This window comes from Citrobacter sp. Cc139, from assembly GCF_030334645.1.
Classification (GTDB): Bacteria; Pseudomonadota; Gammaproteobacteria; order Enterobacterales; family Enterobacteriaceae; genus Citrobacter; species Citrobacter werkmanii.
The window spans coordinates 74271-86059 of the sequence record NZ_JAOWDM010000072.1; the positions used below are offsets into that span (position 1 = coordinate 74271).

General features: G+C 47.7%; 10 protein-coding genes and 1 pseudogene. 4 read left to right on the forward strand and 7 right to left on the reverse strand.

All coding sequences use genetic code 11. The annotated features are described in order from the left end of the window. Positions 1 to 200: 200 nt before the first annotated feature. From OGV69_RS07450 to OGV69_RS07465, 4 genes are all read right to left on the reverse strand, one after another. Positions 201 to 3317: an efflux RND transporter permease subunit gene (locus OGV69_RS07450; RefSeq protein WP_069324612.1), complete on the reverse strand. Its 3117-nt coding sequence runs from the start codon at positions 3315 to 3317 to the stop codon at positions 201 to 203. A 28-nt stretch (positions 3318 to 3345) separates the two neighbouring features. Then, positions 3346 to 4503 (reverse strand): efflux RND transporter periplasmic adaptor subunit, encoded by a 1158-nt coding sequence (locus OGV69_RS07455; protein ID WP_038632826.1) that lies wholly within the window; start codon positions 4501 to 4503, stop codon positions 3346 to 3348. Between the two features lie 278 nt (positions 4504 to 4781). Further along, positions 4782 to 5348: a Slp family lipoprotein gene (locus tag OGV69_RS07460; RefSeq protein ID WP_069324613.1), complete on the reverse strand. Its 567-nt coding sequence runs from the start codon at positions 5346 to 5348 to the stop codon at positions 4782 to 4784. Between the two features lie 348 nt (positions 5349 to 5696). Continuing rightward, a complete protein-coding gene (locus OGV69_RS07465; RefSeq protein ID WP_038632820.1) occupies positions 5697 to 6053 on the reverse strand; it encodes a KPN_00521 family repetitive protein in 357 nt (118 codons plus the stop codon). 440 nt (positions 6054 to 6493) lie between these two features. On the opposite strand from OGV69_RS07465, the gene OGV69_RS07470 reads away from it, so the two are divergent. The 3 genes from OGV69_RS07470 to OGV69_RS07480 all read left to right on the forward strand — a co-directional run bounded on the left by OGV69_RS07470 (position 6494) and on the right by OGV69_RS07480 (position 8490). After that, the gene (locus OGV69_RS07470) at positions 6494 to 6721 is read left to right on the forward strand and encodes a DUF1272 domain-containing protein (protein ID WP_071888005.1); all 228 of its coding nucleotides are present in this window, start codon (positions 6494 to 6496) and stop codon (positions 6719 to 6721) included. Positions 6722 to 6965: 244 nt separating this feature from the next. Next, positions 6966 to 7829: an arginase family protein gene (locus OGV69_RS07475; RefSeq protein WP_069324614.1), complete on the forward strand. Its 864-nt coding sequence runs from the start codon at positions 6966 to 6968 to the stop codon at positions 7827 to 7829. 88 nt (positions 7830 to 7917) lie between these two features. Beyond that, complete coding sequence (locus tag OGV69_RS07480; RefSeq protein ID WP_069324615.1) at positions 7918 to 8490, forward strand: TetR/AcrR family transcriptional regulator; 573 nt, start codon at positions 7918 to 7920, stop codon at positions 8488 to 8490. A 129-nt stretch (positions 8491 to 8619) separates the two neighbouring features. Here the strand turns inward: OGV69_RS07480 and OGV69_RS07485 are convergent, their stop codons facing one another. Together OGV69_RS07485 and OGV69_RS07490 are read right to left on the reverse strand one after the other, a co-directional pair. After that, a complete protein-coding gene (locus OGV69_RS07485; RefSeq protein WP_069324616.1) occupies positions 8620 to 9072 on the reverse strand; it encodes an NUDIX hydrolase in 453 nt (150 codons plus the stop codon). Between the two features lie 150 nt (positions 9073 to 9222). Then, positions 9223 to 9774, reverse strand: a complete 552-nt coding sequence (locus OGV69_RS07490; RefSeq protein ID WP_069324617.1) for an AAA family ATPase — start codon at positions 9772 to 9774, stop codon at positions 9223 to 9225. 407 nt (positions 9775 to 10181) lie between these two features. Here OGV69_RS07490 and OGV69_RS07495 point away from each other — a divergent pair. Next, positions 10182 to 10538: pseudogene (locus OGV69_RS07495) on the forward strand (nucleotidyltransferase domain-containing protein); the annotation flags it as partial. Positions 10539 to 10548: 10 nt separating this feature from the next. Here OGV69_RS07495 and OGV69_RS07500 read toward each other — a convergent pair. Next, positions 10549 to 11717 (reverse strand): IS3 family transposase gene (locus tag OGV69_RS07500; RefSeq protein WP_114140367.1). Its coding sequence is split into 2 segments (ribosomal slippage): positions 10549 to 11468 and positions 11468 to 11717, totalling 1170 coding nucleotides; the frame shifts between segments, so codons are not numbered across the junction. Positions 11718 to 11789 lie beyond the last annotated feature (72 nt).

Consider the following 11789-nt stretch of genomic DNA (forward strand, 5'->3'; position numbering starts at 1 on the left):
TAGCCTGGCTTTAGTTAGAATTGACAACCTCTGTCCCCACACCCACATTTCCCCTCACAATAAAATAACTCGCCCAGCTATCCACGAGGAAACTCGCTGGATAGCTGTGTCTGCTAACTACTCTAGATCTGATAAGCGAAGCGCCATTCCTGGGATCTTATTACCCGATCCCAGGGATAAGCACTTACAAGGGCAGGGAATCAATGTCGGGTTTTAAATCGCGCCAGCATGTTTTCGACAAGAACAAAGAAGACCGGAACAAAGTAGATCGCCAGCACGGTCGCGGCCAGCATTCCACCGATCACGCCCGTACCGACGGCGTTTTGCGCGCCAGAGCCAGCGCCGTCACTTATTGCCAGTGGGATAACCCCCAGTATGAAGGCCAATGACGTCATCAAAATAGGACGTAAACGCATTTGCGCAGCTTCCACCGCGGCTTCAAGCGGCGTTTTTCCTTCTTTTTGCATAATCTCGACGGCAAACTCGACGATCAGAATAGCGTTTTTAGCTGAAAGTCCCATGGTGGTGAGCAGGCCAACCTGAAAGTAAACATCATTGCTCAGGCCACGCAGATCGGTCGCCAGCAAAGCACCGACCACCCCAATTGGTACAACCAGCATTACGGAAAATGGTATTGACCAGCTTTCATACAGTGCCGCCAGCGCCAGAAATACGACGATCAGAGAAATGCCGTACAGCATTGGCGCCTGATGGGTGGACAGCGCCTCCTGATACGACAGTCCCGTCCAGGCATAACCGACGCCCGCGGGCAGTTTATTAATCAGTGATGCCATAAATTTCATCGCATCGCCGCTGCTTTTCCCTGCGACCGGTTGGCCGAGAATTTCCATTGCAGGCTGTCCGTTGTAGCGTTCAAGACGGGGAGAGCCGTAGGTCCATTCGGTTGATGAGTAGGCTGAAAGCGGCGTCATCGCGCCGGAGGCGTTACGTACGTACCAGTGGTTGATATTGTCCGGCAACATACGGAACGGCGTATCGGCCTGGACATACACTTTTTTAACGCGCCCCTGGTTAAGGAAATCATTGACGTAGCGGCTACCAAACGCCGTAGAGATGGTCTGGTTGATATCCGACAATGCCACACCCATCGCCTCTGCTTTTGTCGCGTTGACATGAATGCGAAACATCGGCGTATCTTCCAGCCCATTTGGGCGCACCCCGTTAACTTCATCGGGTGACTGGCTGGCCAAAGCCAGGAGCTGGTTGCGGGCCTGCATCATCTTTTCATGCCCAAGGTTACCGTTATCCAGCAACTCCATATCAAAACCTGAAGCGGTACCCAATTCGGCGACTGCGGGTAAATTGAACGGATAAACGACGGCATTATTAATGGTGCTTAATGCCATCATTGCCCGTCGAATGATGGCGGTAACCGAGTTTTCTTCGCCAACGCGTTCTGACCACGGTTTCAGGCTGATAAATGCCAGACCGTTATTTTGCCCCTGTCCGCTGAAGCCAAATCCGCCAACGGTAAAAACAGACGCAACATTTTTCTGTTCTTTTGTCAGATAGTAATCCGTTATTTCCCCAAGCACTTTGCTGGTATTTACCATCGTTGAACCGGAAGGTAATTGTGCCGTGGTCATGAAAACGCCCTGATCTTCTTCAGGCAAAAAGGAGGTGGGAGTACGGAGAAACAGCACCATCATGCCAGCGCCAATCACTAAATAGACTACCATATAGCGTCCGGTGCAACGTAATAGCCTACGGGTGCTGTCAGTGTAGTGATGGGTGCATTTCTCCATGAAGTGATTGAAACGGGTAAACAGAAAATGGGTGTTTTCTTTTTCTCCCTCGTGGGATTTCAACAGCATAGCGCAGAGTGCGGGCGTCAGGCTCATCGCCACAAATACCGACAGCAGCATGGAGGAAATTAAGGTGATGGAAAACTGACGGAAAATTTCACCCGTTGCCCCGCTCATAAATGCCATTGGCATAAACACGGCGGATAAAACGACGGCAATACCAACCAGCGCTCTCTGGAGCTGCTCCATCGCTTTATGCGTCGCCGCTTTGGGTGACAAATGCTCTTCGGCAATAATACGTTCTACGTTCTCAACCACCACGATGGCATCATCAACTAGCAGTCCTATTGCCAGCACCATGCCAAACATCGTGAGCGTATTGATCGAAAAACCGGCGACGTCGAGTATCGCAAAGGTTCCGAGAATAACAACCGGAACCGCGATAGTGGGGATAAGCGTCGCGCGGAAACTTTGCAAAAACAGGTACATGACGAGGAATACCAGGATGATTGCCTCGATCAATGTATGAAACACACCCTGAATTGAAATCTCGATAAAGGGGGTAGTGTCATAGGGATAAACGGTTTTCATGCTGGCCGGAAACCAGGCTGATAACCTGTTCAGCTCTTGTTTAACGGCCTGAGATGTTTCAAGGGCATTGGCGCCAGCGGCAAGTTTAATTGCAATCCCGGCGGCGGGTTTTCCGTTGTAACGTGCCACCGTGGCATAATTTTCCGCACCCAGCTCAATACGAGCGACATCCCGCAGCAGAACCTGGGAGCCATCCTGCTGAACCTTAAGGAAGATCTTGCCAAATTCATCGGTAGTTTGCAGGCGTGTCTGAACAATGATCGACGCATTTAACTGCTGGTCGGCTGATTGCGGCATTCCTCCCAACTGTCCGCCCGATATCTGGTTATTCTGTACTTTGATCTGGGTAATAACGTCCTGCGGCGTAAGGTTATATTTGTCGAGCTTTTGCGGATCCAGCCAGATACGCATGGCGTATTGCGAACCGAATAACTGTACGCTCCCGACCCCGGGGGTGCGGCTCAGTGGGTCTTTAATATTCGACGCCACATAGTCAGCAATATCATATTGGCTCAGACTGTTATTATCAGAGATAAAACCCGCAACCATTAAGATATTGCTGCTGGATTTATCAACGCTGATCCCTTGCTGCTGGACTTCCTGTGGCAAGGAAGGCATCGCCAGCTGTAGCTTATTCTGTACCTGAACCTGCGCTATATCAGGTGAGGTCCCCGTTTTAAAGGTCAGGATAATCGACGCATTACCGGCCGCATCGCTGGTGGATGACATATACATCAGGCCATCAAGCCCGTTCATATTCTGTTCAATCACCTGAGTTACCGAGTCTTCAACGGTCTTGGCGTCTGCACCGGGGTAGGCTGCGCTGATGGTAATGGTGGGGGGAGCAATTTGCGGATATTGCGCGATGGGCAAGTTCATTATCGCGATACCGCCGGTAAACATCATGATAATAGCGAGCACCCAGGCGAAAACCGGGCGCTCAATAAAAAAGTTAGCCATGAAGAAAGTGTCCTTAATACCTGAAATATTACTGTTCAGTTACCGTGTCAGGTGTGTTTGGTTTTGCAGCGAGGATTCTGGCTTTGATTCCCGGACGGATTCTTTGTAATCCGGACACAATGACCCGATCGCCGGGATGTAATCCTGTCGTCACCAACCATTGATTGCCTACAGCCTTCACCGCATTTATTTCGCGTAGTTGCACCACGTTTTCTTGATCGAGGATTAACGCCGTGGCCTTTCCCTGCGCGTTATGCGTAATCCCTTGCTGTGGGACCATTAAAACATTGTGTTGGTTGCCCTCATCCAGCAATGCAGTGACGTACATTCCGGGTAGTATTTCACCCTGCGGATTGGGGAATACGGCGCGCAAGGTCACGGAACCGGTAGTCTCATCGACGGCAGGATCGGAAAACTCAAGCGTGCCGGTATAGCGATAGGGCTTGCCATTTTCCAGCATCAGTTCAACCGGAATTTTGCCCTTTTGCTGGGCAATCTTCCCACTGGCTTTTTCTTCTTTCAGGCGTAAGAAGTCTTGTACTGACTGCGTTAAATCAACATAAATTGGATCCAGTCTTTGCACGGTAACCAGCGCGTTTCCCTGATTCGCGGTGACCAGCGCGCCCACGGTTACGGAGGATTTACCGCTGATACCCTCAATTGGCGAGGTGACATTGGCGTAACGAAGGTTGATGGTAGCCTGCTCAAGATCCGCTTTGGCGACGGCGACATTGGCCTCTGCTTCATTAAGCTGTGAGCGCGTCGTGTCGTAGTCCTGGCGGCTGACGTAATTGGATTTTATTAATGCTGACTGCCGATTTAATGTCAGTCGCACATTATTGGCCGTCGCCTGCGCCTTTGCCAGTGCGCCTCTGGCTGCATCCAGCCTGGCCTGCAACGGGGCGGGATCAATTTGATACAGTGACTCTCCTTTGCTGACTTTGTCACCTTCAATAAAATTACGTTTGATGATGATCCCACCAACCTGAGGGCGGATTTCGGCGATCTCAAATGAAACCGCGCGGCCAGGAAGTTCGCTTTTAATATTCACCGAGGAAGGCGCTAAGGTCACAACGCCGACCTCGGGCTCCATGGAGGGGGTTTTTACTGCAGGTTTATTATCGCAGGCGGTAATAATGACGCTGCTAAAAAATAGTGGTATCAACAGTAAGCATTTTCTGTTCATAGTAATCCCTGAAGAATTCGTAAGCACAAATGTTTTTTTATGGCATGCAGGGTGGGGGAGTTATCGGTAAATAACAGAAGATGGTCAGGCATGAGAAGAGTAACGCCCATTTTCGCGCTAAAAGTTAGCGGTTAAAATTATATGTAACAGAAACAATGAATATTTAGCGAAGGATCGCATGGAGCACGATGACGCAATAAGCAAAACGCGGAGTGATTAGAAAGCGTGTTGGCAAACACTCGGCTCCGGAGTCTATTCGCGTCATCGTACTACAGAGATTATTTCACTAGCTCTGGAGTAACCTCGGTTACGGTATTTGCGGAGTAGGGCATTCCCCACATCGGTCCTGGCCAGAACGCGCCATAACCGTAATCCCACATATTATAGGTCGTGTTGACGGACTCAGTTAAATGCCAAACCTGAATACCTTGTAAATCAACTTTAACAAAGTTGTACGGGATTTTGTTGATGAATCCTTGTTCATCCCCTTGAATTGTCCCTAAAATAGTCACGAAGTGGTTTCTGTAGTTTACCGGGTCGAGAAAACCTTTCTGTTGGGCAATAATACGTCCCTGATAGCTGGCGTCTATTTGTGGTTTAGCGTCGTTGTTCAGCGGCAGAACGGCGATTTCCAGTAACGTATCCGTTTTGCTGTTAATTACATTGATGACTTTACCCCCAAATCGGGCCTGCTGGCCTGTATATAACCCCGGTTGGTTATGCACGGAGATAAAGTTTTTTTGTATATCTGGTTGATTATTACCTTTGATATTTTCAGGAATTGAAGCACATGATGCCAGAGTGAAAGCAAGGGCAATAATCAGCAACCCTTTTGTTTTTTTCATTTTACTTTCCTGCTAAAAAAAGACAGGTCTATAGTAAACCTTTACTCATTATTGTCAGCAGGCGCGAGGCTGATTATCTAAAATTAATATAATTGTAGCTTATGGTAATAACAGACAGTATTTTAGCGGGGCGCTGGATGAGTGTATGACAGTCTACAACCGTGATGGTGATGGCGCCACAAGGTTATCACCCGGTGACGATCATGGCATCATGTTGGGTCCGTTTGAACTCTGTCATCATCACATTCTGCGGATTTAAGTCAGGAACGTGTCAACGCTGTGCAGGACGGATCATGCTAATAATAAAAAGCCGCTTTCGCGGCTTTTTATTATTGAATGGCTGGAGGATTATTCGCTGATTTTTTTCTCAACGGAGGCTGCACCTTCTTTGGTCTTATTCCAGCCTTTCTCTGCACCTTCTTTTGTTGCATTCCAGCCTTTTTCTGTACCTTCTTTGGTATCATTCCAGGCTTTTTGTGAACCTTCACTCACCTTGCTGCTCAGGTCATCTTGCTTACCTTCAGCAGCATGTTTTGCTTTTAATTTTTGCTCTTCGCCCTGATTCTGCGCCTGATGCAGTTTTTCTTTTGCAGTATTCGCGTTTTCGTGCGCGGCGGCTACATCATTATCGGTTGCGTGTGTTGTTGCGGCAATAACAGGAGAAGCCAGCAGAATGGCAGATAATGCGATAATTGTCTTTTTCATAATATCCTCGCTTAGCGTTATAAGTTATTAGCGTAATGAAGCATGGCATACAAACGAAGCGCTGACTTTAGGAAAAAACTGTAAGTGCTGATAACGTTATTTATCCATTTAGTGCAGCTGTGAGCAATTAATACGGTTATTTTTGTTGCGGTTTTTGTTTTTTTGCGCGAACGGAAAGGTGCAAAAAGCGTAGTGATAATGTTGATATGAAAAGTGTTATCTGTTTGATTTTTATGTGATTGATTGGGGCGTTATAGGCTGGTCGTTCGTTTCCGGAGGTGAGCGTTTCTATCAAATAATTCACTCTCTTGATTTTTCCGGCCTGTAGACCATGCTTATTTAATACGGGCATAAACAATAACGTCGTTTATCGCAAAAGTGATACCGATAGAGGGCTTTTGGTATGTCCAATGATGTGCCTTTAACAATAAGAGAGCACCATGCTTGAACTCCGTCCTAATTGCGAATGCTGTGATAAAGATCTGCCACCTGATTCAAAAGGTGCCTACATCTGTTCATTCGAATGCACATTTTGTGTAGATTGCGTGACCCAACGACTTAATGGCCAGTGCCCGAACTGCGGTGGGGAGCTGGTGCGACGTCCAATACGCCCCGAAGCATCCCTTCTGCGGCACCCTGCATCCACTCAGCGTTACTATAAACAGTAGAGATGTAAACTATGTTCGCTCATTGCTTGTCACGGCCCATGATCCTGTTGGTCGTCAGCTTAGTGCCAGAAGCGGACTTTGGTTGAAATCAGACTGCAAAGGTTCTTTCTTTTTTTAATTTACTAAACGTGCTGCCCTGCTTGCGAAGGATCAACGACTGATCGAAAATGAATGAACGTTCATTCATTTTGCGGGTAATTACTTCACGCAAATCATTTCGTTTATAAATAGGCACAGGCAAATTATGACCAGTAAAACGCTCAGACTTTTATTCCCTCAATGGCAAGGTGGCAATAATCCAGCCTATCATCTTGGCTCGCTGCTTCTCTCGTATCTTTCCCCCGAATCAGATGGCCCTTTTGAGTCTGTTCCGGTTGATGAGCCCACAACGGAGCCACAGGCCGAAGTGGACGGCATCACAGCCAAACCTCAAATTATCAGTCAGCTTACCGATGCAGGCGCTCTGATTAAGAAATATGATCCTGATTCAATCGTCGTTTTTGGTGGCGATTGCCTGGTATCACTGGCTCCTTTTGCCCATCTTCTCAATAAATACGGTGATAAACTGGGGGTGCTCTGGATTGACTCTCATCCTGATGTGCAGACTTCCAAACAATATCCAAACGCCCATGCCCATGTTCTTGGCGCGCTAATTGGGACAGGTGATAAAGATTTAGTTGCTCATGTATCCACCAGACTCAACCCTTCAAAAATAATGATTGCAGGTATCCACGATCCGCTGCCTTATGAAGCTGAGTATCTGGCTAGTCATCGCATTGAGACAATAGGTCCTGAAAAGGTTAAAAACGACGCGAAAGATGTCGCGGAATGGGTAGAGAGAGAAAATATTGAACATCTGGCAATACACATTGATCTGGACGTTCTCGATCCGTCACTTTTCCGTTCGGTTCTTTTCGCCAGGCCTGGCAGAGGAGAACATGACTTTGGTGATGTCGCCGAAGGTAAACTATCTATTGCAGATGTTCTAAATCTGGTAGATCAGGCAACCTCAAAAGCGGAACCTGTCGGCCTTACACTTGCTGAACATTTACCCTGGGATATGCTGAATCTGAAGAACATGCTCAATGCATTGCCGCTTATGAAGTAAGGTCTGATTCTGGGGTCAGAGTTCAATACTGGCTCGAGGATAAAAAGTGCGCTAAAGTCTGGGCCCTGGATTAAACATAATAGTCAACATGTTAAAGAAAACCGAAACCTACCATAAGCTGATTACCGCTGCCGCTGCCTGTTTTGCAGAAAAAGGCTTTAGTGCGACAAGCGTGCGTGAAATTTCTAACCGGGCAGGGATCAGCCAGGGAGCGATGTACACGTATTTCAAAAGCAAGGATGACCTCATCAAGGCAATCGTTCTTGAAGAGCAGAATTCAGCGTTGACCGCTCACAATGCTCCGTCTAACAGTACTTATTTCGAGCGCCTTTGCGCGCAGGTTACATCGTGCATAAGCGATGTAGGTTACCCAGTTACGCATCAACTGTGGGTTGAAATCATGGCGGAGTCTGCGCGGAACCCTGAATTGCAGAAAACGTATATATCCAGTGATACCATCATGCGGCAAAGTATTGCGGGAATTATTGTAGACGGAATTGCAGCGGGAGAGTTTCGTCGGGACATTAGCCTTGAGGAAGTCACGATTATTCTTTTTGCCTTTATTGACGGTTTAATCGCGCGCAAGGCTATAAACGCATCCTTCTCTTTCAGCCGCGACCTGCCTATGTTTTTTGAGTTGATGGCAAAATTATTGAAATAATACTAACAGCGTTAGTTAACGCGCTTGCCAGGGAATCGCAAATGTCCGCTTCTCGCTCATAGCGGACCTTCAGCTCAGGTAACTTGTCCACTTCGTGTCAGAAGTGGACATCTAAGCCGTTTCAGAGAGTTAAGTGCAGGGGGAACCTTCGAGTATGTTAATTATCAAATCGAGTGGGAAGATGATTTCATTAGTTTGTCTGAGCTCGTCTAAGCTCCACCAGTAGTGCTCGCGAATGACTTCTTTTTCGTTATTACTCCAACCTGAGCGGTCAATATCTGATTTATCTGCAGTAATAATAAAGAAACGTTCTTCAGCAAGAACGTTCTCACCACCTGGCAACATCATAGGGAAGGTTCTGGAGGCGATTTGTGGTCCCGCCGTTTTTCTTGTCAGGCCCGTTTCTTCAAATAATTCACGTAACGCCGCCTGCTCAAAAGATTCGTTGTGCTCAACTCCTCCCCCTGGCGTTGCCCAGTAAGTTTTTCCATCCAGAGCATCATCTTTATGGCAGAACCTAAAGAGCAGAACGTGATTTTCAGGTGAAAGGACTATCAATCGAGAGGATGGACGAGTACGCATTTATTCCCTCTTAAATAAAATTTAAACCCTCATTGCGGATTTTCATACAAACATAAATTGCAGTCTGCAAGCGCGCGCATAGAGAATGTATTTTCATGCCACGATGGCCGATTCAGGCAGGGGGATTCGCCATTACGCGTAGTTGCTGTTTTAACAGCATACTATCCTGGAAAGGATAAAATCCACACGCTCCTCAACGGAAACGCATGGCAATTCAATCAACTGATAGTCATACATACGGTATGTTTGCACCATTGCGTGATATGTCGCGACGGCGACATCGAAAGATTGCTTGCGCTCGGTATCCTGTACATATATGTCACGCCAGGGGGGGGCAATAAATACTGTTCGGTTATAGCGAAATCTCTCGATGGCGTTTTCCAAATGCTTCGGTATGGTAAGCTCTGAAAGACGTAAATAACCTACAACATCAGGAACACCGCGGTCGAAGAAGCAGGGTCTTGTTTGCCCTTCTGCTTCGTGCCATGAACGCATTTCCCAGGATAGCATGAGCTCTGCGAACGCAGTTTGATTGGCCCATGGCAATGCATCACCGTCGATGTTAACCTGGTCTTGTATAACACCTCGTCCAGCTTCTTTAGAACACCAAAAACCTCTTTTTTTAATGGTATCAATTATCGTGCTTTTGCCTGACCCTGGTCCACCGGTAAGAATGATACGATGTTGAAAAGATGAAGACATTGAACCCTCCTGAACATTTATAGACGCGATGAAGTAGCAATTCTTATGGCGTATTTTCCCGTGTCGGCAGATTACTTGTTGATGGTTTGACTAACTACATTTTATCCTGGCTTGCATATCCGCTACTCGTTCTGACAGGACGTTCTAAAACTGTGATAGCAATACGACTGAAAGGTGGGCAGGATTTCACCATTCGCTGGAATCTGAGGACGTTGCCAATGCAGACGATCAAACGTTCCCCCAGTTAAACGCTGCGCTTCGCTCTCTGGTCTTCCCCACCAATCGTGGGCATGCGGCTAAGTGAGTGTCTTCAAAGGACATGACTATTCCTGCAAAAAATATCTGGCCTGAATATAAACTACTCGATATTCTGAAATGCTTTGTATTTTTTGTGAACAGGAAAAAGTATGCTTAGTACGTTACCCGATTTACACAGAAGTTTTGCAGAGCAACTCAAGCTTAAATTTCAGTCGGATTCGCGAATCCATTCCCTTCTTGCTGGTGGCTCGATTGTTCACGGCGGATTTGATAAATACTCCGATCTCGATTTTGTCGTTGTCGTAGATCCCCTCTACTACAACGAAATCATGGCGCAGCGTAGGGCGCTCGCCGGAACATTAGGCCATCTGCTGCATGCTTTCACCGGGGAACATGTCGGAGAGCCTCGCCTGCTTATATGCCTGTATGGCCCTGAACTTCTTCATGTCGATCTGAAATTCATCACCCTGGATATGCTCACTCAACGCGTTGAGGAGCCAGCGGTGTTTGTAGTGGTCAACTAAAACTGGCCACGGCTTTAGAGTTTTTCCAGTATCGGTTTTCCGATTCGTTTGGAGGTAATCCACCGTTATAGTCATGCGGCCTTAGCGAGCTGTAATACCCGACGATATAGTTTGTGATCGCATGAGCTGCTTCGCTAAAGTTTATATAGCCTGTCACTGGCACCCACTCGTTTTTCAGACTTCTGAAGAAGCGTTCCATCGGGCTGTTATCCCAGCAGTTTCCGCGTCGGCTCATACTTTGCCTGATCCGGTAACGCCACAGTAACTGCCGGAACTGCCTGCTTGTGTAGTGGCTACCCTGGTCACTGTGGAACATCACTCCCGCTGGTTTACCTCGGGTTTCCCACGCCATTTCCAGCGCTTTGATGGTTAGCTTGCTGTCCGGTGAGAATGACATTGCCCAGCCTACCGGTTTCCTGGCGAACAAATCGAGAACGACGGCGAGGTAAGCCCAGCGCCTGCCTGTCCAGATATACGTCACATCGCCGCACCATACCTGATTAGGCTCTGTCACTGCGAACTGTCGCTCAAGGTGATTTGGGATAGCGATGTGTTCATGACCACCCCGTTTATACCGGTGGGTGGGTTGCTGACAACTCACCAGTCCCAGTTCTTTCATGAGCCTGCCGGCAAGCCAGCGTCCCATTCTGAAGCCTCTCAGGGTTGCCATAATGGCGATACTTCTCGCGCCAGCAGAGCCATGGCTAATGTTATGCAGCTCCAGAACCTGACTACGTAATACAGCCCGCTTGCCGTCTGGCTTTTCGGGGCTTTTCACCCAGTATTTGTAGCTGCTGCGATGAACCCCGAACACGTGGCAGAGTGTGACCACAGGATACTGCGCTCTGAGTTTCTCGATTAACGAGAACTGTTCAGGGAGTCTGACATCAAGAGCGCGGTAGCCTTTTTTAATATGTCGTTTTCCATTTCGATGCGTTGTAGCTTTTTCTTTAGCTCACGTATTTCAATCTGTTCTGGGGTTATAGGAGAGGCTTTAGGTATTTTGCCCTGTCGTTCATCCCGTAACTGCTTTACCCATCGCGTCATGGTAGAAAGCCCCACGTCCATAGCACTGGCCGCAGCTGCAACTGTGTAGTTCTGATCAAGGACCAGTTGAGCGGATTCGCGTTTAAACTCTGCGCTGAAATTTCTTTTTTTCATTGGGACACCTGTATTGTTCTGAGATGAGCATATCACCTCTGTTCAGGTGGCCAAATTCAGTAAACCACTACA